Raw genomic sequence first — 21133 nt, forward strand, 5'->3', positions numbered from 1 at the left:
GGGCTTCGCGGGGGTCCTGTCCCGGCATCCCCAATCGGCCCGGAGGGGGCACTATGAGGCTCATGGCGACGAGGCTCATGGCGACGTCGAGCCGTGGGACGAGCCGGCCCAGCCAGCCGAACGTGCCCGACGTGCCCGGCGTGGTGTTCGGCCGGATGCGGTACGGCCGGATCGGCCGCACCCTGCGCGCCCGTCCCGTTCTCGTCGACACCGCTCTCGCGCTGATGGTCTGTCTCTTTGCGCTGGTACCGCTCACGTTGTCAAGCGGCCCGTCGGCCAGAATGGTGCTGCTCACCTGCGTGGCGGTGGCACCACTCTGCCTACGGCGTCGATACCCGGTCGGTGCGCTCATCGTCTGCGCGGCCGCGTCCTATGCGCAGATCCTGCTGTGGGTGCCGTCCTTCGGCACGTTCTCGTCGATGCTGATCGCGTTCTACACCGTGGCGAAATGGTCCCGGCGGCGGGCGACGGCAGGGGCCGCACTGATCATCACGATCTGGATCGTCTGGTTCAGTGGCCGACTTCCCCACGTCCGTGACGTCGACCGGCTCGGCGTCATGCTGGTCTTCCTGCCGGCCGCCATCGCCGCGGGTGTTCTCGGCGTCAACGCCAACACCCGGCGCGCATACGTCGCCTCCATCGCCGACCGCGCCATACGGGCCGAACGCGAGCGTGACCAGCAGGCCCTGCTCGCCGCGGCGGGCGAACGAGCCCGCATCGCGCGGGAGATGCATGACATCGTCGCGCACAACCTGTCCGTCATGATCGCGCTTGCGGACGGCGCGAGCTACACGCTGCGCGACCTGATCGCGGCCCCGGCCGAGGCGCCGGCGACCCACGGTGCGACGACCGAGGTGCCAGCGGGCGGCGACGAGCGGGCGCTACGCGCGGTCCGCGCGGTCGAATCCGTGTCGGCGACGGGCCGGGAGGCGCTCGCGCAGATGCGCAGCCTGCTCGGCGTCCTGCGGGACGACCACGCTCCCGCCGGGCCGCCGACCATCGACCTCGGCGCGGCGGCCAACCACCCGCCGGCTCCGCATGACGCCGCGCGGGCCGCCGTCCGGCGCGAGACGTTCGAGGCGCGCGAGACGCCCGAGACGTTCGACGACGGCCATGACGACGGCGGCGCGCAGGACATCGACTACACCGGCGGTCCGAGTGACCTCGGCGGCGAGGTCGCGACGGCCCCACAGCCGCGGGTCGCCGACCTCGAACGCCTGGTCAACCAGGTTCGCCACGCTGGGCGCACCGTCGGCCTCCTCGTCTCTGGCGACCGGCGCGAGCTGCCMGCGGACGCCGAACTCACGATCTTCCGGATCGTCCAGGAATCGCTGACCAACGTGCTGAAGCACGCGGGACCGCACGCTCGGGCCCTCGTTCGGCTGAACTTCGACCCCAATGGGGTCGACATCGAGGTCACCGACACCAGCCCAGCCACGGCAGCGGGTGCGGCCGAGCCCGGGGCTGAGGCTGGGACTGGGGCACAGGAGCGGCGGGACCGCCCCACCACCGATCCTCCGGAGATTCGTCGACCGTACGGGCGTGGTATCGAGGGAATGCGGGAACGTGCCGCCCTCCACGGCGGCCACCTGGTCGCCGGCCCGGTCGCTGGGCCGAACGGCGGATGGCGCGTCGCCGCGCGGATCAACGCTCCGGCGGCGCGGCAGCCGACGATCGCCGCCACCCGACCACCGGCTACGGACCGCCCGGATCACGACGACGCGGCTCCATCCGGGCCCTCGGCTTCCCTGAATGTCCCTCCGCCCCTCCGAAGGTAAGGACGGTGACGGTGCCCGTTACCAGCCAGATCCCTGGCATCCAGCCACGATGACGATCAGAGTCCTGCTCGCCGACGACCAGCCGCTGCTGCGGATGGGATTCCGGATGGTGCTCGATTCGCAGCCGGACATCACCGTGGTCGGCGAGGCCGGCGACGGCGCCGAGGCCGCGCGGCTCGCCGCGCAGTTGGCGCCCGACGTCGTGTTGATGGACGTGCGGATGCCCCGCGTCGACGGCATCGAGGCGACCAAGCGCATCGTGGCCACCGACGGCGCGTCGCGCGTGCTCATCCTGACCACGTTCGACCTGGACCAGTACGTGCTGGCGGGCCTGCGGGCGGGGGCGAGCGGCTTCCTCCTCAAGGACGTGCCGCCGGCGGACCTGCTCGCCGCGATCCGCACGGTAGCCGCCGGCGACGCCGTCGTCGCGCCGAACGTCACCCGACGGCTGCTCGACGCGTTCGCGCACCGCCTGCCGGACCCGGAATCCGACGGCGGCGCGGGCGCGGCCGGCGGCCGGTCGGCACCGGGCGCCCGTGCCGCCGGCGCCGACCGGGTCGCCCGCCTGACCGACCGGGAACGCGACGTTCTCGGCGAGGTCGCCGCCGGCCTGTCGAACGCGGAGATCGCCGCTCGTCTCGTGCTCTCCGAGGCGACGGTCAAGACCCACGTCGGCCGCATTCTGGCCAAGCTGGAACTACGCGACCGCGTCCAGGCCGTCGTCTTCGCCTACGAGACCGGCCTCGTGCGCCCGTCGGCGAACCCGCCCCGCCACCCGGACTGACCGCCGCCGACCCGGCCTACGCGGCGAGGCGGGACTTGACCAGGGCGGCGACCTTGCCGCCGTCGGCGCGGCCGGCCACCACGGCCTGGACGGCCTTCATCGCGGGGCCAATCGCCTTCGGCCCCGCGAAACCACCCTCGGCCAGCGCCTTCTCGACGATCGCGGCGAGCTCGTCGTCACCGAGCTGCTTGGGCAGGTAGTCGGCGAGCACGTCACCCTCGGAGCCCTCCCGGGCGGCCTGCTCGGCGCGCCCGGCCGCGGCGTAGGCCTCGGACGCCTCGCGGCGCTTGCGCACCTCCCGGGTCAGGACCTTCTCGACCTCGGCCTCGGAGAGCTCATGCGCCGCCTTGCCCGAGACCTCCGCCTCCTTGACCGCCGCGAGCGCGAGCCGCAGCGTGGACGTCCGCAGCTCGTCCCGGGCCTTCATCGCCGTGGTCAGGTCGGCGCGCAGTCGCTCTTTCAGAGTGCTCATGGTCATCGCAGCCTAGGTCCTGTCAAGTGGTTCGGTCATCCGCATTCTCGTCGCGGCTCGTTGGAAGGTAGGCGGGGCGGGCCTCGTCCGCACGCCAGCTGTCGCCTTGGTTCCCCTCGCCGCCCTGGTTCCCCTCGCCGGCTTGGTTCTCCTGTCGGTGGYGAGGGGGAGACTGGACCAATGCGAGGGGACATGCCGGGAGGGCGAGCCTTGGCCCTGCGGGCCGTGGCCGCGCTGGGAACGGCTGGCGCTGCCACGGTCGGGTACGGGCTGTATGAACGCGACTCCTACACGTTGACCAGGCGGGAGGTGCCCGTGCTCGCGCCGGGCTCCGCGCCGTTGCGAATCCTGCACCTGTCCGACCTGCACGTGCTGCCGCGCCAGGCCGGCAAGCTGCGCTGGCTCGGCGAGCTGGCCCGGGTGATGCCCGACCTGGTCGCCCTGACCGGCGACGTGCTCTCCCACGCGGACGCGTCCAGCCCGCTGCGCCAGGCCCTGGCGCCGCTGTACGGGTTCCCCGGCGTCTTCGTCCCCGGCAACAACGACTACTACGTGCCACGCCCACACAGCCCACACCACTACGTCCTCGGCGCCAACGAGGCCAAGCCCACCGGGCCGGCCCTGGACTGGTCGGGCTTCGCGAAGGACCTCGCCACCGACTCGGGCTGGCGGGACATGACCCACGTCCACGAGGTCCTGACGATCGGCGGCCGGCGCCTGGACACCCGGGGCGTCGACGACGCCAAGCTGCGCCGCGACCGGGCCGACCTCGTCGCCGGAACGCCCGACAGCGGCGTCGACCTCGTCCTGGGCCTGTCCCACACCCCCGAGCCCCGCGTACTCGACGCGTTCACCGCGAGCGGCGTACAGCTGACGCTGTCCGGCCACACCCACGGCGGCCAGATCCGCCTCCCCTTCGTAGGCGCGCTCGCCACCAACTGCGGCCTCGACCGCAGACGCGCCCGTGGCCTCTCCCGCTGGCACGTCGCACCCGAAACCGGCACCGTCCGCTCCTCCTGGCTACACGTCTCGGCCGGCCTCGGCACCTCCCCGTTCGCCCCGATCCGCTTCGGCTGCCGCCCCGAAGCAACCCTGCTCACCCTCACCGCCATCAGGTAGCGCCGCGGCGGAGCCGCGGCCGGGCGGCCCACCGATCATGCCGGTCAGATTCGCCGGAACCGGGCCGCCGCAGCCCCGCACCCGTCGGGTATGCTGACCATCGTCAGGCGCCGGGGTGTGGCGCAGCTTGGTAGCGCGCTTCGTTCGGGACGAAGAGGCCGTGGGTTCGAATCCCGCCACCCCGACCAGCATGGGGACGTGATCGACGATCACGTCCCCATCGTCGTACAGCAGCGAAGTACAGCAGTAGACCATTCGTCCGGCTCCTCGGCGTTCTCTCCGCCGCTGTCGGCGTCGGTGCCTCATCCCGATCGAGACCCGCCCTCCGGGCGGGAAGACCTCAGGGGGCTCCGCCCCCCGAACCTCCCGCCGGCACGCCGAAGGGATCACGCTCGCCCCAGCCATGAGCGCCAGGCACTCGGAACTCCAGGTGCCGCACGGGCCTCGATTCAAGGCACCTGGTGCGTGTCGTTAAAGTCAGCTAACAGCTATACATAGTGTGGCGACTATCATGAGCCCGATGCCCGTAAGGATGAGATCTATGGCCCAACGAATGAAGAAGAATTTGTGATGGGCCATTCGCGACAGAACTCTTATTCGAGCAGACCTGCGATCTTCGGTCATTCTTTCACGAATATCGGCCGACGATAACCGTGACCAATGCGGCCAGCTAGCCCCGTCATCATTCTTTAGATGTGGTCGTACTGCCAGTAGCAAGAAAATGATGGCCGTAGCCCAAGCGCCAATACCAGAAATATAGATAGACAGTGCGACTGTGTGATGAATCGCTTTGGGAAGGTTGGAGAGCACAACCGTAACTGCGGCGCCCGTGAGGGCGAGCAGGAAGCTCGCCTTATTGTCGCATCGGTCGAGCGTGCCCGTGAGCGTCGCTTCGGCGACGTTCAGATTGCGATCTTGCATGTCGGAAGCCACTGCGTCCCCCTCACCTTTGGCCGAATCTAGCGGGGGTGACAGGTCGCCGGGGTCCAGTTGCTCCGACTACCCGAGTGGTCGAACGCGCCGATACCTGAGCACAGCGACGACACGTTCAGCGGCGGGCCGCTGGCAAGGTCGAAGGCGTGGCGAGCCGCTCACGCCGTGCATGGCCAGGACCCGGCGACCCGGCGACCCGCCACGCAGCCGCCCGCGCCCGTCGAGGCGTCGCACCGCGCGGACGATGTGTGGTCGCACGCGCTTCCCGTCGGGCGAATATTGGCGTTCCAACAGGTCAGAGCCATGATCGCCGTCCCGTGTGAGAGATCGACGGCCGGGCGCGAGCAGATATCAGCGCGATCAGGATCCGTAGCGGTGGTACGTCTCGAGGGCCAGGTAGCGGCCGCCGCCGTTCGCGTAGGTCTCGTAGCCGTTGGTCGAGATGCCGCTGCCGTTCTTGCCCTTCGGGTAGATCTGGACCGTCTCGGTGAGGCCTTGGAAGTAGTAGGTCACGGTCACCATGGCGCCGTAGGTGTTCCATTTGACGTTCTTCGCGTAGCCCCAGTCGGAGTATCCCTTGCCCAGGCCCAGCCAGCGCCGCGCGGCGGGTGTGAGCCGGCAGGGCTTCGCGTTCCGGTCGGTCAGGAGGCGCGGGGACAACGAGGAACCGCTCTCTCCGTCCGGGTGTGGGCGCTGGCCCGCTAGAACCCCGACAGTCAGGGCCTCCGCCCCGACATCCCGTGGTTCGCGCTGCGCGCGTCACCGGCTCGGCTCATTTCTCGTTGTAGCTGGGCGGTGGTCAGCTTCGAGGCAGCCGAAATTGGGGGCTCGGCCGCGCCTTCCGCCCCAATTTCACCTGCCTCGACACGCCGAACCCCTCCCAACCCGCGCCGGCTACGCTTCGGCCGAGCGCCGGACCACCGTCGTCGGCGATCCGGCGAGGTACCGCTAGCGGTTGAAGGGACTTCCGAAGGGGCCGCCGCGGCCGTTGCCATTGCCGTTGCCATTGCCTGGGTTTACGGGGGTTGACTGGGCGACGACGCCGCCTGACGCGACGAGGGTCACCGGCTGGTTCAGCGGGATCCTCGTGCCACTGGGGGGCGAGGTGGCCAGCACGATGCCGGCGGGGTCGCCGAGGAGCTGCACGGTGAAGCCCTGCGACTGCAGCGCGGCAGCGGCCGCGGCGACGGTCTGGCCGGTGACGTTGGGCACGATCACCATCGGGACGACCGGCTGGGTGTTGTCCGGGGGCGGTAGCTGTTCGACGGGCAGCTTCAGGCCGTCGAGGGTCCTGGTCATCGTCCGTGCCCAGATCTTCGTCGGCAGGTCGCCGCCGTAGACGTGCTGGTAGCCGAGCACGTTGCGCAGCTGGTGCGTCGACGGGCCGCGAGGGTCCGCGAGGGTGACCGCGGTGGCCAGCTGAGGAACGAAGCCGACGAACGAGGCGGTGCTGAAGTCCTCGGCGGTGCCGGTCTTGCCGGCGGCCGGACGGCCGATGTGGCCGTTGCCGGTCGCGGTGCCGCTGTTGATGACGCCCTCGAGCACCGAGGAGACGGTGTCCGCGATCTGCGGGTTGAGCACCTGGTCGCAGTCGGCGGGCTTGTGGTAGTCGAGCAGCCGGTCCGAGCCGCCGACGCGCTGCGTGATCGAGATGACGAACCGCGGGTCGCAGCGCTTGCCGTGTGCCGCGATCGTCGCATAGGCCGTCGCGAGGTCGAGGGTGCTGATCTCGTTCGAGCCGATCGTGAACGACCCGTCGCCCGAGCTCACGCCGTCGACGGCGTGGCAGGGTGAGTCGGACTGCAGGTTCGACGTCTGGGCCTGGACGCGGCAGGAGCTGACGCCGAGGCGGCGCGCCATCTCCGCGATCTTCAGGATGCCGACCTGTTCGGCGAGCTGGATGTAGTAGGTGTTCACCGAGTGCCAGGTCGCGGTCGTCAGCGAGTAGAGGCCAGCCTCGTTCGGGTCCGCGTTGCCGTAGCAGTTCTTCCCCGTCGGGTCCGGGTTCTGCCAGATCTTGGACTGGTAGCAGCCCGGCGAGTTGAACGTCGTCGACAGCGGCATGCCCTTCTCCAGTGCCGCTGCCAGGGCGAACATCTTGAATGTCGAACCGGGAGAGAAGGACGTCTCGTTGGTCGGGTAGACCTGCTTCGTATGGACGAAGTCACCCGTCGTCGACGGTGACATACCGTCGGCCGGGTCGCCGTAGTCCCGGTTCTCCGTCAGCGCCAGCACGTCGCCGGTGCCGGGCTGGACGGTGACGACGCCCGCCGAGACCCGGTTGCCCGGCGGGACGATCTCACGAGCGGAGGAGTCCGCGGCCCCCTGGGCGATCGGGTCCAGCGTGGTCCTGATGGTCAGGCCACCCTCGAACAGCAGCTTGCGCGCGGCGTCCTGGGTCGGGGCGAAGGTCCGGTCGTCGAGCAGCATCTGGCGGACCTGAGCGCAGAAGAACGGCGCGTACGAGTCCGCGCAGGAGTCGGCGGAGTGCGGCGGCTGGTCGAGCTTCACCGGCGCCGCCTTCGCCGTCATCAGGTCCGCCCCGGTGACGTGCTTGTGCTCGAGCATGGCGTCCAGAACCAGGTCGCGCCGCTCCGCGGCGGTCTGCGGGTGCAGCACCGGGTTGTAGGCCGTCGGGTTCTTCACGAGCCCGGCGAGCAGCGCCGCCTGCGGAAGCGACAGCTTCTCGACGTCCACGTTGAAGTAGCGTTTCGCGGCGGCCTGGATGCCATAGGCACCGTCGCCGAAGTACGCGATGTTCAGGTAACGCTCGAGAATTTCGTCCTTGCTGAGGTGTTGTTCCAGATAAAGCGCGTACCGGGCTTCGCGCAGCTTGCGGTCGACCGTCTGCGCGGTCGCCGCCTTGCGCTCCTCCGGAGTTGCCGCCGCCTGCAGAAGAACGTTCTTCACATACTGCTGGGTGATCGTCGAGGCGCCCTGGCTGACCTCGCCGCTTTCCCGGTTGGCGAGATAGGCGCGGACCATCCCCCGGTAGTCGACGCCGGAATGTTCATAGAACCGCGCGTCCTCGATGTCGACGATGGCGTTTCGCATCACCAGCGGTACCCGGGACAGCGGAACGACCTCGCGATACTGCTCGCCCACCAGCGTCGCGATGACGCTGCCGTGGGCGTCCAGGATCTTCGACGGCTCGACGAGCGGGGTGACGGTCAGGTTTTCCGGGAGGGAGAGGAAATCGTCGGCCCCGCTCTTCGCCGTGAGCCCGACGAGTCCGACCATCGGCACGGCGAGGAGCGCGACGACCACACCCGCGGCGATGCTCGCGAACAGCGCACCGGCCAGCCTCCTGGCCGCGAAGGTCCAGCCCCGGCGCCCCCGACGGGGGGCAGCCGCGGCGCTCACGCGCGTGCCCTCATGGTGTCGGAACCTCCGTCCGCCCCCAGCACGATCCCCCACGGATTAACACCACTTGCCAAGCGACGCCCGACGGACGCATCGTTCCACCCATACGCGGACCACAGGGCAAGCGCGCTACCCGGAGGTGGCGGGGTGAGGTTACCTCGTGAGCCCGCCCAGCCGATGGCTGGCGCGGGCAGGCGGACGAGCGCCGTCGTCCGCCACCTGTCGGCGCCCGGCCCCGTGGAGCCGCTCACTCGGGCCGCCCAACGGCCGTCAGAGGGGCCCGCGGCCCCGGCTGGGAGACCGCCCGGCCCGTCGGCGGCCCGGAGGCTGCGCGCGTCCACGCAGGTCGGGCGCGAGCCGTCGTCGGTGACGGCCGCCGAGGCGGCGCGGAACGGGCACGCGCCGCGCGGCGAGAAGGTGAACCGGAGGTGGTCTGACCGAGAAACGCGCAAGACACAAACGAGACGGTGCTGTCATCCGGTTGACATGCGGATGCCATCAACGGTCCTACAGTCTGGTTCGCATCAATGGCCCGGACTAGTCATACCGATAACCACCCGAGTGGGGTCTGTGCCGTGGCCACGGCACTCCGTACGGTTTCGCACGACGCCAACGACGCCACGTCACCCGCACGGGTCCCTTGACCACGGTCTCTCTCGAAAGGCAGGTGGCATGACCAGAAGCCCAACCCCGACCGTCACCACTGCTCGTCGTGGCGGCAGTACCACCGGTGTCGTCAGCAGCATCGCCGACGGCGACTGGACCGCTGTCGCGGCCTGCAKGGACGTCGACCCGGACGAGTTGTTCGTCCAGGGTGCCGCGCAGAACCGGGTGAAGACCCGCTGCTTCGGCTGCCTGGTGCGAACACAGTGCCTGGCGGACGCCCTGGACAATCACGTGGAGTTCGGTGTCTGGGGTGGCATGACCGAGCGGGAGCGCCGCGCGCTGCTGCGGCGCCGGCCGGATGTCCGTTCCTGGAGGAAGCTCCTCGCGGACGCCCAGGCGGATCACCGCGCCAGCTCTGTCGGCTAGCCGCTCCCGGCCAGCCCTTCCAACCGGAACCCGGCGCAGCGTCGCGCACGGGATCCCGGTTGATGCCCGCCGAGGAAGCTCGGTCACGATGGGCATGATTCGTATTACCGCCCGCCGCGCGGGCGCCTTTCCGGTGGCCCGCATCGTCCGGCCACCCGCGCCCATGGCACACAGCCGGGCGCGCACCGTGGCCGACGTGGATGCGCATTCCCGTATCTTCCCTGGTCAGCAGCCCCGCGAACGCGGAACGCGAAATCCTACGGCCGGCCAGGTACCGCGACGATTGCCGCGCGGGCACGCTCGCCTAGGAGCAGGTCGCCCGCGTCGGGCCCTGGCTCTAGGCCTGGCCCGATAGCACGGACTTTCTCACTGGGCAATCKCCCGTTCGAGTCACCCCTGCGGTAGTGCTCTCAGCCCACTCGGGCGAGACGTTCATCACCCGCCAGCGCGTCCCCGATCTCCCGGAGACCGATCAGGTCGTGAACGTCGTCGGCCAGCGCCTCGACCTCGACGAGCGGGGTGTCCGGGTGCGCCGAGGTGAACCGCTCCCGTATCCGCGCCTCCCGTTCGGCCAGCCGCAGCCGGTCGGCGTGCACCCGCAGCACGGCCGCGGCCACCGGATGCTCCCCGTGCTCGGCGAGGTTCTCCGCGGCCGCCAGGCTGCGCTCCGCCGTCAACGACCGGCCGTCGCCGTGGTGCATGCGGTTCACCACCAACCCGGCCAGCGGCATCCCGTCGGTCTCCAACCGGTCGACGAAATAGCTTGCCTCCCGCAGCGCCGCCACCTCCGGCGCGGCGACCACCACAAAGGACGTTCCCGGAGCGCCCAGCAGCCTGTACGTCTTCTCCGCACGCTGGCGGAAACCGCCGAACATGGTCTCAAACGCCGACACGAACTGGCTCACGTCGGTCAGCAGCTGGGCGCCGATGACCTTGGTGAGCACCTTCGTGAACATTCCGAAACCGACACCGAGCACCTTTACGTATGCCCGGCCGCCGGCTTTTGCCGGTGCGAGCAGCAGCCGCAGCAACCGGCCGTCCAGGAACGTCCCGAGCCGGCTGGGGGCGTCGAGGAAGTCCAGCGCGGAACGGGTCGGCGGGGTGTCGACGACGATCAGGTCCCAGTCGCCGGCCGCGTCCAGCTGCCCGAGCTTCTCCATCGCCATGTACTCCTGCGTCCCGGAGAAGGAGCTGGACAACGACTGGTAGAAGGGGTTCTCGAGCAGCTGCTGCGCGCGTTCCGGGGTCGAGTGCGCGAGGACGATCTCGTCGAACGTCCGTTTCATGTCGAGCATCATCGCGTCGAGCCGCCCGCCGGCCGACCGGTCGACGCCCAGCACCTCGCGCGGGGAGTTGTCCAGCTCGGTCAGGCCCATCGACTGCGCGAGCCGCCGCGCCGGGTCGATGGTCAGCACGACGACGGCGCGTCCCCGCTCGGCGGCGCGCAGGGCCAGCGCGGCGGCAGTGGTCGTCTTGCCCACCCCGCCCGACCCGCAGCACACGATGATCCGCTCGGTCTCGAGCATCTCGTCCACGTCCAGGCGCGGCACCCCGGCCGGCTGCGGGCGGACCCGGGCCCGGATCCTGGACCCCGCCTGGCCGGCGGCCGCGGCGGCGGCCCGCGTCTTGTCCTTGTCCTTGGCCAGGCTCGCTCCCCTCGACGCCGACTGGGACTTGGGGGCCGACTGGGACTTGGGGGCCGACTGGGACTTGGGGGCCGACTGGGACTTCGGGGCCGACTGGGACTTCGGGGCCGGCCCGGGCTTCGGAGCGGACTGGGCCCGCGCGCCCGGTGGCGTCTTCGGGCCKGGCGAGGGCTTCCCGCCTCCCGCGGCCGGCGGCGTGCTGGCCGGCGTCATCCGACCATCCGCTGCGCCCGCAGCATCTCCGCGAACCGGTACAACATCCCCATGTCCATCCCGTCCGTCGCCAGCGGCAGCTCGTACATGGGCCGGTCGAGAGCGGCCACCTCGACCCGTTGCGCCGTCTCCAGCGCCACCCGTTCCGCGTGCTGCGCGGCCTCCCTGGCGAGCTCGGCGATCAGCTCCTCCGTCGGCTCGACGCCAGCCTCCTTGATCCCGGCCGCGAGCTCCTCCCCGTCGAGGGTGCCCGCGCGGGCCGCGCGCAGCTCCTTGGMGCCGAGCAGCGGCGGACGCACCATGTTCACCACCACGCCGCCGACCGGCAGGTCCGCGGCGCGCAGCTCGGCGACGGCGTCGACGGTCTCCTGCACCGGCATCTCCTCCAGCAGCGTCACCAGATGCACGGCGGTCTGCCCGGAGTGCAGCACGGCGAGCACCCCGTCGGCCTGCGAGCGGATCGGCCCCATCTTCGCCAGGCCCACCACCTCGCGCGCGACGTTGAGGAACCGGGTGATCCGGCCGGTCGGCGGCGCGTCCAGGACGACCGCGTCATAGGCGAGCCCGCTCGGCCGGGTGCCGTCCGGCCGGTTCACCGCTTCCTTGATCTTGCCGGTGAGCAGGACGTCGCGCACGCCCGGAGCGATCGTGGTCGCGAAGTCGATCGCGCCCATCTTGCCCAGCACCTTTCCGGCGCTGCGCAGGTTGTAGAACATCTCCAGGTACTCCAGCAGCGCCTCCTCCGCGTCGACGGCGAGCGCGTACACCTCGCCGCCGCCGGGGGCACTGGCCACCTTCCGCTCCCGGTATGGCAGGGGCGGCGTGTCGAAGACCTGAGCGATCTGCTGGCGCCCCTCGACCTCCGTGAGCAGCACCCGCTGCCCGCCGGTCGCAAGCGCCAACGCCAGCGCGCTCGCGACGGTCGTCTTCCCGGTCCCGCCCTTGCCGGTGACCACATGCAGCCGGCGCCGCCACGGGCCGGCGGGCTTCTCGCCTTTTCGGTCGCGTTCCGAGGCCGTCACGGCCACGACCGTACCCGCGCTGGCCCCGTCGTTCGCCTCGGCGCCGCCACCCGGTCGGACAATCCTGATCACACTGGGCCGGCACCGGACCGCGGCCCCGTCCTCCAGGCGGCGTCGGCCGGCGGCAAACACCCTGGTCGGCAAGGAGCCCGCCGCGGCGCGAGGCGCGTGGCGTCCGCGCGGGTCGACGCCGCGGGTCGACGCCTGGGTCGCCACCTGGACAGCCCTCCCCGCCGTTCTCGGCCTGCCGGACCCGCACTGGCCCGAAATCCGTCAGCCTTCCTGGGCCAACCCGCGATCTGCCGGGACCCCCGGCATCACGAGGCCGATAGGGTCCGGGCATGCAGAAGTGGGAGTACGTGACCGTCCCGGTGCTGATCCACTCCACGAAGATGATCCTCGACAACTGGGGCGAGGACGGCTGGGAGCTGGTGCAGGTCATCTCCGGGCCCAACCCGGAGAGCCTGGTCGCCTACTTCAAACGGCCGAAGGGCGAGGCCAGCTCGTGACCGACCCGCCGACCTCCCAGATCGCCGACCTGCCGGATCGGCTTCGCCGATCCGGCAGGGACCCTGTCGCCGATCCGGCAGGAACCCCGACTGACGACTCGGTGACCACGCCGACGGCCCGGCTGCAGGCGCTCGGCATCGAGCTCCCGCCGGTTCCGGTGCCGCAGGCCAGCTACGTGCCGGCGGTGCGCGACGGTGACTGGGTGTGGACGGCGGGGCAGCTGCCGCTGGTGGCCGGCAAGCTGACCGAGACGGGGCTCGTCGGCGCCGAGGTGGATCCTGAGCGGGCCGCGGGGCTGGCCAGGATCTGCGCGCTGAACGCCCTGGCCGCCGCCGCCGAGGCGGCCGGCGGGCTGGACCGGATCCGCCGGATCGTCAAGGTCGTCGGGTTCGTCGCCAGCGCGCCGGGCTTCACCGGCCAGCCGGCGGTCATCAACGGCGCCTCCGACCTGATCGGCCAGGTGTTCGGGGCGGCCGGACGCCATGCCCGGTCCGCCGTGGGCGTGGCCGCGCTCCCGCTCGGCTCCCCCGTCGAGGTGGAGCTGGTCGCCGTCGTCAAACCGGACGGGGCGTAGACCGGGCCACGTTCGCCGGCGGCCCTGCCCCGGACCACGGCGCGGTCCAGATCAGGGGCACGTCGTCGGCGGGGTCTCTACCATCGGACAGGTGGTTGATCACGGACCTCCCAGATCGACTCCGCAAGCTCCCAGACCTCCCCGATCGGCTTCGCCAATCGGGCAGGGACCCCGGATCCGGCAGGAACCCCGGGCCGCGCTGGTCACCCGGCTGCGGCGGCCGATGCCGCTGTCCTCGCCGCGCGGAGTGCTGGCCGCGAACGCCGGCCCTCCGGCGCCCCTGCGGCACGCCTCCACTGTGGTCCTGCTTCGCGACACCTCGGCGGGCCTGGAGGCCTTCCTGGTGAAGCGCGCGCGGACCATGGCCTTCGCCGGCGGGGTGTTCGCGTTCCCCGGTGGACGGGTGGACCCGGCCGACAGTGGCTTCGAGGTGCCCTGGGTCGGCCGGCCGCTGGCCGAGCTCATGAGCGCGCTCGAGCCGGACGCCGCGCTGGCCCGGGCGCTGGTCCAGGCCGCCGTGCGCGAGACCTTCGAGGAATGCGGCGTGCTGCTCGCCATCCMCGCCGACGCCACCGGCCCCGCGGTCGCCGGTCCCGCGATCGACGGCGAGACCGGGCAAGTCGGGCAAGTCGGGCCGGCGACTGCCTCGGGTCCCGAGGCGGCCTCGGTCGGCCTGACCGGACCCGGCTGGCTGGCGGACCGCCAGGCGATGGAGCGCCGTGAGCTCACACTCGCCGGGCTGCTGGCGCGCCACGGGCTCACCCTGCGGGCGGACCTCCTGGCGCCGTGGGCTCGCTGGATCACGCCGGAGGTCGAGCCCCGCCGCTACGACACCCGGTTCTTCATGGCGGCCCTGCCACCGGGCCAGGTGCCCGGCGAGCTTTCCGGCGAGGCGGACCAGATGCTCTGGATCCGCCCGGCCGAGGCTCTCGAACGGCACGAGGCCGGCCGGATGGCGATGCTGCCGCCGACCGCCTGGATGCTCTCCGACCTGCTGGGCTTCGCCAGCGTCGCCGAGGTGCTCGGGGCCGCGGGCGGCCGCGCGATCTCGCCAGTCATGCCAAAGATCATGATCTTCGACGACGCCGTGCACTTCCTGCTCCCCCACGACCCGGAGTACCCGACCGCCGGGCCGGCCACCACCGCGTCCCCGCCGCGGGAACCGCCGGTCTCGCCGGCGGACCCGGTCAGCGCCGCCGCGATCATCACGGCGCTGACCGTCGGCTCCAGCGACGGCCCGTGGGCCGGCGGCGAGGACAATCCGCCGGCCGCGGCCGTGGGACGGGAACGGCGATGACCGCCGGCACCCAGCCGAGCCGCGGCCGCCGGCCCGCCCCCACCGGCGCGGTGGGCGACGAGAGCCTGGCGGCGTCTCCCCAGCCCCGCCAGGTGAACCCGCTGGCCGCGCTGCTGCTCGCTCCCAACCCGAGCCCGATGACGCTCGAAGGCACCAACAGCTGGCTGCTGCGCGCGCCCGGCCACGGCGGCTGCGTCGTCGTGGACCCCGGCCCKGACGACGAGGGGCACCTGGCCGCGCTGGCCGCGGCGGGGCCGGTGACCACGATCCTGCTGACGCACGGCCACCCGGACCACAGCGAGGGCGCGGCGGTGCTGCACGAGCTGACCGGCGCGCCGGTCAGGGCGCTGGACCCGGCGCACCGCCTCGGCTCGGAGGGACTGGTCGAGGGCGACGTCGTGGCGGTGGCCGGCATCGAGCTGCGGGTGATGGCGACGCCGGGCCACTCGGCCGACTCGCTGTCGTTCCTGCTGTTCGGCGATACGACCGGCACGGCGACGGCGGACGGGGCGCCGCTCGCGGTGCTGACCGGCGACACCATCCTCGGCCGCGGCACCACGGTGGTCGCCTACCCGGACGGGCGGCTGGACGACTACCTGGCAAGCCTGCGCCGGCTCGCCGAGCTGCCCGAGGGCCTCGCCGTCCTGCCGGGGCACGGCCCCGAGCTGGCCGACGCCCGCGGGGCGGCGAACTACTACCTGGCGCACCGGGCGCAGCGGCTGGAGCAGGTCAGGGCGGCGCTCGCCGCCGCCGGGGTCGGCCCGGCCGATGCCACCCCACGCGACGTCGTCGAACGCGTCTACGCCGACGTCGACCGCGTGCTCTGGCCAGCCGCCGAGCTCTCGGTCCGCGCCCAGCTGGACTACCTGCGCGACGAGGGCTGACCACGGGTACCCAGCGTGGGTACCCGGGTCGGCATCGCCACCGAAACCACGCGGTCGGGGCGCTTCGTGCCTCGGCGGCATAGTTCGGCTCGCCAGATTGTTAGTGTGAGCGCCATCACAGCGGGCAGACCCGTCGCGCGGCCGCCCGGGACCTTGTGCCCGCAGGGTGGCGGGCGCCAGGCCCGGGCAGCGAGGCCTTGGCGTTCGACGACGGCGGGACGCCCGCTGCCAGACATCCGACAACGCCGCGACGGCGCGCGGGCCGGTGGCCGTGTCCCAGCCCACTAGACTTTCCGGACAGAGGGGGACCGCCAGTGCGAGACGTCCAAGATCGAGGCGGGTCAGCCCGTTCGCCGCGGGTGACCCCAGTGGCTTCTGCCGGGTCGCAGGCCGGACGGCGCACAGCCGGAAGACGGACGCCATGGTGATCGTCCCGACTCACTCGGGGACGCTGCGGTGCCCGCGCTGCGGAACACCGGCGGTGCCGGCCGCGCGCTACTGCTTCCACTGCGGGCTGCGGTTCACCTCGCTCGCCGGGTCGGGGCCGGAGTCCGCCGAGCGCCGCGTGGTCACCGTCCTGTTCGGCGACCTGTCCGACTTCACCTCGTGGGCCGAGGACCGCGACCCGGAGCGGGTCGGTGAGGTCACCGACCTGGTGCTCGCCGCGCTCGCCAAGGAGGTCGACGACGTCGGCGGCCGGGTCGACAACCTGGCCGGCGACGGGATCATGGCCGTGTTCGGCGCGCCGACCGCGCACGAGGACGACGCCGAGCGGGCGGTGCGCGCCGCCGCGGCGATGMAGGAGACGGTCCGCCGCCTGGTCGAGGACAGCGAGGACGGCGACACGCCGCTGGGCCTGCGGGTCGGCATCAACACCGGCGAGGTGCTCGCCGGTGTCCAGGCGTCGATGACGTACACCGTCGTCGGCGACACGGTGAACACCGCCGCCCGGCTGTCCGGAGCGGCCGCGGTCGGGGCCGTCTACGCCGGCCGGGACACCATGACCGCCACCCGCTCCGTCGCCACCTGGCGGGAGCTGCCGGACCTCACGCTGAAGGGCAAGCGCGAGCCGGTGCCGGCCTATGAGCTGGTGAGCCTGCGGCCGTCGAACGTGGCGAGGCCCGGCCTCGGTGACGACGCCGCCTTCGTCGGGCGTGACACGGAGCTGACGACGCTGCGCACCTGGTTCACCGAGACGCTTCAGGCCGGCTCGCCGACCATCGCCGTGATCACTGGCGAGGCCGGCATCGGCAAGACGCGGATCACCGGCGAGCTGGCCAAGCAGGCCCACGACGAGGCCGGCGCGCAGGTGCTGTGGGGCCGGACCGTGCGCCACGGCGACGGCCGCAGCCTGGCTCCGCTGGCGGACGTGATCCGCGGTGCCTGCGGCGTCGTCGACGGCGACAGCCTGGACCGGGTCGCCGACCGGGTTCGACGCACCGTAGGACGGCTGAACCATCCACTTACCGGCGCGCGGCTGCCCGCGGGACTCGCCGACCGGCTGCTCGGGATGCTCGGCGTCCCGACCGACCGGCGGGCCTCCGGCGCCGCCGAGCCGCCCCCTGGCGACCCGGCCGGCCGGGAGCACGGCGAGGCGAGCACCGGCGAGCGGTCCTTCGACCTGGCCGTCGACACCGTCGGGCTGCTGCTGTCCGYGCTCGCCGCCGAGCACCCGCTGATCGTCGTCGTCGACGACCTGGAGTGGGCCACCAGCCCGCTCATCGGGGCGTTGCGCCGCCTGGTGGGCCGGCTGATCGGCCCGATCATGCTGGTGTTGCTCGACCGGGAGATCCCACGGCTGGCGGATCTGCCGGGCGCTCGCGGGATGACGCTCGGGCCGCTACCCGAGGGCGCCGCGATGACGCTGCTGTCGGACTTCCTCAGCGGTGAGACGCTCAGCTCGCAGACCAGGGCGGCGCTGCTCACCCGGGTGCACGGCAACCCGTTCTTCCTGGCCGAGTTACTGAACCTGCTGATCGACCGTGACCAGCTACGCCGGCAGCCCGTCGCGGCGCTGGTAACCGCCTTCTCGGCCGGTCCCGGCGGCGTCGGCGGTGGGCCCGCCGCCGCCACCGGACCGACAGCCACCGGACCGACAGCCACCGCCGCGGGACCGGCCGTCGCCACTCGCCCGGCCGAGGCCGAGGGGCCCCGCTGGGTGCTGGAGGGCTCGCTGTCCGAAACGGCGCTGCCGGCCGGCGTGCAGTCGGTCCTGGCGGCTCGGATCGACGACCTGGACCCGACCGACAAGGCGGTGCTGCGGGCCGCCGCGGTACTCGGGAGCCGCTTCCCGGCCGCGGCGCTGCCGTGGGTCGAGGAACGGCCGGCGAACGAGGTCGCGGCGGCGCTGGAGCGGCTCACCGAGCGCCAGCTCGTCCGGCCGCCCCGGGCGGGCGAGCAACTGTGGCGGTTCGTCCACCCGATGGCGCGCGACGTCGCCTACGCCGGGCTGCCGAAGGTCGAGCGGGCGCGGCGGCACTCGACGGCGGCCCGCTGGGGCGTCACGGCGATGACCGGCTCGTCGCGCGAGGTGTCGAACTTCGTCGCGACCCACGCGCTACGGGCGTTCGACCTGGCGTCCTCGATGGCGCTGGCGCCGGCCGATCCGGCCTGGTCGGCGCGTGAGCCAGGCTTCAGGGCGCTGCTGCGCCTGGCCAGGGCGGCGCTGGCCCGTGACGACCATCGCACGGCCGCCGACCAGCTCGCCGACGCCCGCCGGCTCGGCCGCGGCGTGATCGACACCGACGACGAGAACATCGCCAGGGTGCTGCACGCCGAGGCGCTCGTCTCACTGCGCCGGCTGGAGGAGGCCGAGCGCACCCTGCGCCCGGCGCTGCGGGTCACCGCCCCGGCACGGCGCGCGGCCGCCTACGCCGTGCTCGGCGAGCTTCGCCAGAAGCAGGGGCGCGCGGAGCTCGCCACTCGAGCGCTGCGCACCGCGCTGGACGCGGCCCGCGCGGGCGGCGACGACCGCGCCGCCGCCGCGGCGCTGCGGCGGCTGGGCACCCTCGAGTACGGCGCCGCCCGGATCCGCACGGCCGAGGAGCTCTACCGCGAGGCACTGGAGCTGGCCCGCCGGGTCGACGACCCTCGCGGCGTCGGCTGGGCGCTGCAGCACCTCGCCTGGAGCGCGACCACTCGGGGCGACTATCCGCAGGCCGAACGCAGCCTGCGGCAGGCCACGGAGGTGTTCGAGCGCCTCGAGGACGCCGGCGGCATCGGCTGGTGCAGCGGCACCGAGGCGCTCGTCCTGTTGCTGTCGGGCCAGCTCGCGCGAGCACGGGCCCTGGCGCGCGGCCTGGTGGACGCGGCCGAGTCGATGGGCGAGCGGTGGGGCATGGCCGTCTGCCTGACGATCGGCGCGATCGCGGCGGCGGAGCTCGGTGACATCAGCGCGGCACGCACCGACGCGGGCAGGGCGGAGACGCTGTTCGAGGGCGCGGGCGACAGCTGGGGACGAATCCTCACCAAGGTCGCCCAGGGGCTCGCGGCCAGGGGCGCCGGAGAGCCGGACGCCGGCGCCGAGTTCCTCGCCGGCGCGTGCGCCGAGGCGGCCGCCGCCGGCCAGGCGCTGGTCGGCGCGCTCGCGTCGCTGATGCTCGGGCTGACCCTGCTGGACGCCGGGCGGGTCGACGAGGCCGAGCAGGCCGCCCAGAGCGCGATGGGCGAGCTGGTCGGCCTCGACCTGCGCCCGCACGCCCAGCTGGGCGCGAAGGTACTGGCGGCGCAGGTCGCCAGGGCGCGCGGGCGCCCGGGCGAGGCCATCGCGCTGCTGCGGGAGGCGCTGGCCGCGAGCGAGCCGGCGACGCTGCTGTTCCCCCGCCGCCAGGCCTACGCGCACCTGGCCGGCACCCTGCTGGACGCCGGGCAGCCGGATGAGGCGCTCGCGGTCGCCCGCCGGGCCGTCGCCGTGGACGCCGAGGACGTGCGCGCGCAGGTACTGGCCTGGCGGGCGCTCGGGACGGTGCTGGTCGCAAGCGGCGACCTGGAAGGCGGTCGGGAGGCCTACCTGCGGGCGCTGCGGGCGGCGACGGCGACCGAGGCGGTCAGCGAGGCGGCGCAGACCCGGCGGCTGCTGGCCGCCCTGCCCGACCCGGACCACGCCACCGTCGACGGCCGGGCCTCGCATCTCGGCGAGGCCAATGGCGAAGCGCACGGCGCGGCGCACGGCGACAACGGCCACGCGAGGATCGACACCGACCTGCCCGACACCGCCACGACGGTCACGCCCGCCTGACCCCTGCCTGGGGTCAGCGGGCGCGGCGGGCCAGCCGGTCGCGGTCGAGCAGGACCACGGCGCGGGAGTCGAGGCGCAGCCAGCCCCGGGTCGCGAAGTCGGCGAGCGCCTTGTTGACCGTCTCCCGGGAGGCCCCGACCAGCTGGGCCAGTTCCTCCTGGGTCAGGCCGTGCTCGACGCGGATCCCGGCGGCCTCGTTGCCGGGCTGCGCCGGCTCACCGAACCGCACCGCGAGGTCCAGCAGCGCCTTGGCGACCCGGCCGGGCACGTCGGTGAACACCATGTCGGCCATGGCGTCGTTGGTCCGGCGCAATCGGGCGGCCAGCACCCGCAGCAGCATCGAGCCGGCATCCGGCCGGGATCGCAGCCACGGGCGGAGCGCCGAGTGTTCCAGCGACACGAGCGAGGCGTCCGTCACGGCGGTGGCCGTAGCGGTCCGCGGACCCGGGTCGAAGAGAGACAATTCCCCGAAGATGTCCCCAGGCCCCATGACATACAGCAGGTTCTCGCGGCCGTCGGCAGACTGGCGTCCTATCTTCACCTTGCCGGACAGCACCACAAAGACGCGGTCACCCGGCTCGCCTTCACGGAACAGCACGTCACCACGGGTGACGTCCCTCCGCTCCAGGTGGCTGGAGAGCGCCTGGCGGTCCAGGTCGGACAACCCGACGAACAGCGGAACGCGAGCAAGCAGATCGTCCACGGGGTGAGCATGCCAGGACAGCGCGCGTAGAGCACGGCCAGGGCACCCCGAGCGTGCCCGTGCCCGCCTAAAATGACCAGATCAGCGATGAAGAAACACAATAAGTAACCAGGCTGAAGAGTAGGAGGAGGACGACGACACGCCTGGATGGACCGTGGCCAACGTCACTAGACGCTGCCGCGGCCCACGGTGTGTGACACGCCCGACCCCGGTTTCGCGGGCGGGGGCGCGTCGTCCACGATGTACCCGTCATGTTTCTCTTCGCCGCCATCGCGTTCCCTGTGGTGCTCCTCGGGCTTCTGCTGGCGATGGAGCGGGTCGAGCGCCCGCTGAACGCCGCGGACACCCGCAAGGGCATCGAGGGTTTCCTGGACAACGCCCGTCCTGACGAGGTCAACACCTTCGTCAACCAGGGCATGGCCGCCGCCCTCGATCGTTACCGCAGGCGCCTACGCCGCCAGCCGCCCGGCAAGCACCGGGCGGCCTAGCCGCCATGGCCTGACCAGTCGGCCAGGCCGTTCACCAGGCAGCCACCACTCCTCGCCGGCGCGGCGCCCGCCCGATCG

17 protein-coding genes and 1 tRNA gene are annotated in these 21133 nt (G+C 72.4%); 11 read left to right on the forward strand and 7 right to left on the reverse strand.

Annotated elements, in window-relative coordinates; genetic code table 11:
* Window positions 1–62 precede the first annotated feature (62 nt).
* Together BCD49_RS27340 and BCD49_RS27345 are read left to right on the forward strand one after the other, a co-directional pair.
* Window positions 63–1778 (forward strand): sensor histidine kinase, encoded by a 1716-nt coding sequence (locus tag BCD49_RS27340; protein ID WP_232793964.1) that lies wholly within the window; start codon window positions 63–65, stop codon window positions 1776–1778.
* 49 nt (window positions 1779–1827) lie between these two features.
* Window positions 1828–2562 (forward strand): response regulator, encoded by a 735-nt coding sequence (locus tag BCD49_RS27345; RefSeq protein WP_007512380.1) that lies wholly within the window; start codon window positions 1828–1830, stop codon window positions 2560–2562.
* Window positions 2563–2578: 16 nt separating this feature from the next.
* Here BCD49_RS27345 and BCD49_RS27350 read toward each other — a convergent pair whose 3' ends face one another.
* Window positions 2579–3034: a GatB/YqeY domain-containing protein gene (locus BCD49_RS27350; RefSeq protein ID WP_027140361.1), complete on the reverse strand. Its 456-nt coding sequence runs from the start codon at window positions 3032–3034 to the stop codon at window positions 2579–2581.
* A 192-nt stretch (window positions 3035–3226) separates the two neighbouring features.
* Here BCD49_RS27350 and BCD49_RS27355 point away from each other — a divergent pair, with 192 nt between their 5' ends.
* Entirely contained in the window at window positions 3227–4153 is a 927-nt protein-coding gene (locus BCD49_RS27355; RefSeq protein ID WP_035924493.1) for a metallophosphoesterase, read from the forward strand.
* 111 nt (window positions 4154–4264) lie between these two features.
* Window positions 4265–4341 (forward strand) — tRNA-Pro (locus tag BCD49_RS27360).
* Window positions 4342–4630: 289 nt separating this feature from the next.
* Here the strand turns inward: BCD49_RS27360 and BCD49_RS43250 are convergent.
* From BCD49_RS43250 to BCD49_RS27370, 3 genes are all read right to left on the reverse strand, one after another.
* Entirely contained in the window at window positions 4631–5086 is a 456-nt protein-coding gene (locus tag BCD49_RS43250) for a Pycsar system effector family protein (RefSeq protein ID WP_131803577.1), read from the reverse strand.
* Between the two features lie 360 nt (window positions 5087–5446).
* Window positions 5447–5746 carry a hypothetical protein gene (locus BCD49_RS27365; protein WP_007512385.1) on the reverse strand — a complete coding sequence of 100 codons (300 nt, stop codon included), beginning with the start codon at window positions 5744–5746 and terminating at the stop codon, window positions 5447–5449.
* Between the two features lie 288 nt (window positions 5747–6034).
* Window positions 6035–8449: a transglycosylase domain-containing protein gene (locus BCD49_RS27370; RefSeq protein ID WP_007512387.1), complete on the reverse strand. Its 2415-nt coding sequence runs from the start codon at window positions 8447–8449 to the stop codon at window positions 6035–6037.
* 672 nt (window positions 8450–9121) lie between these two features.
* Here BCD49_RS27370 and BCD49_RS27375 point away from each other — a divergent pair.
* Entirely contained in the window at window positions 9122–9481 is a 360-nt protein-coding gene (locus BCD49_RS27375) for a WhiB family transcriptional regulator (protein ID WP_071042054.1), read from the forward strand.
* Window positions 9482–9891: 410 nt separating this feature from the next.
* Here the strand turns inward: BCD49_RS27375 and BCD49_RS27380 are convergent, their stop codons facing one another.
* Both BCD49_RS27380 and BCD49_RS27385 read right to left on the reverse strand, forming a co-directional pair.
* A complete protein-coding gene (locus BCD49_RS27380) occupies window positions 9892–11340 on the reverse strand; it encodes an ArsA-related P-loop ATPase (RefSeq protein WP_007512391.1) in 1449 nt (482 codons plus the stop codon).
* The gene (locus tag BCD49_RS27385) at window positions 11337–12362 is read right to left on the reverse strand and encodes an ArsA-related P-loop ATPase (protein ID WP_116439434.1); all 1026 of its coding nucleotides are present in this window, start codon (window positions 12360–12362) and stop codon (window positions 11337–11339) included. Before BCD49_RS27385 ends, BCD49_RS27380 begins: the two co-directional genes overlap by 4 nt.
* A gap of 341 nt (window positions 12363–12703) precedes the next feature.
* On the opposite strand from BCD49_RS27385, the gene BCD49_RS42535 reads away from it, so the two are divergent.
* The 5 genes from BCD49_RS42535 (at window position 12704) to BCD49_RS27405 (ending at window position 19864) form a co-directional block, all read left to right on the forward strand.
* Window positions 12704–12871 carry a DUF4177 domain-containing protein gene (locus BCD49_RS42535; protein WP_007512395.1) on the forward strand — a complete coding sequence of 56 codons (168 nt, stop codon included), beginning with the start codon at window positions 12704–12706 and terminating at the stop codon, window positions 12869–12871.
* Between the two features lie 101 nt (window positions 12872–12972).
* Window positions 12973–13446: a RidA family protein gene (locus BCD49_RS27390; RefSeq protein WP_027140360.1), complete on the forward strand. Its 474-nt coding sequence runs from the start codon at window positions 12973–12975 to the stop codon at window positions 13444–13446.
* Between the two features lie 223 nt (window positions 13447–13669).
* Window positions 13670–14743: an NUDIX hydrolase gene (locus tag BCD49_RS27395; protein WP_083401723.1), complete on the forward strand. Its 1074-nt coding sequence runs from the start codon at window positions 13670–13672 to the stop codon at window positions 14741–14743.
* The gene (locus tag BCD49_RS27400) at window positions 14740–15627 is read left to right on the forward strand and encodes an MBL fold metallo-hydrolase (RefSeq protein WP_007512400.1); all 888 of its coding nucleotides are present in this window, start codon (window positions 14740–14742) and stop codon (window positions 15625–15627) included. Before BCD49_RS27395 ends, BCD49_RS27400 begins: the two co-directional genes overlap by 4 nt.
* Window positions 15628–16048: 421 nt before the next feature.
* Complete coding sequence (locus BCD49_RS27405) at window positions 16049–19864, forward strand: ATP-binding protein (RefSeq protein ID WP_083401724.1); 3816 nt, start codon at window positions 16049–16051, stop codon at window positions 19862–19864.
* Between the two features lie 13 nt (window positions 19865–19877).
* Here BCD49_RS27405 and BCD49_RS27410 read toward each other — a convergent pair whose 3' ends face one another.
* Window positions 19878–20567, reverse strand: a complete 690-nt coding sequence (locus BCD49_RS27410) for a Crp/Fnr family transcriptional regulator (protein ID WP_007512403.1) — start codon at window positions 20565–20567, stop codon at window positions 19878–19880.
* A 251-nt stretch (window positions 20568–20818) separates the two neighbouring features.
* Here BCD49_RS27410 and BCD49_RS27415 point away from each other — a divergent pair, with 251 nt between their 5' ends.
* Window positions 20819–21055 carry a hypothetical protein gene (locus BCD49_RS27415; RefSeq protein ID WP_007512404.1) on the forward strand — a complete coding sequence of 79 codons (237 nt, stop codon included), beginning with the start codon at window positions 20819–20821 and terminating at the stop codon, window positions 21053–21055.
* The last annotated feature ends 78 nt before the right edge of the window (window positions 21056–21133 follow it).

The sequence above is a fragment of the Pseudofrankia sp. EUN1h genome, assembly GCF_001854645.1.
In the GTDB taxonomy this organism is placed as follows: domain Bacteria; phylum Actinomycetota; class Actinomycetes; order Frankiales; family Frankiaceae; genus Pseudofrankia; species Pseudofrankia saprophytica.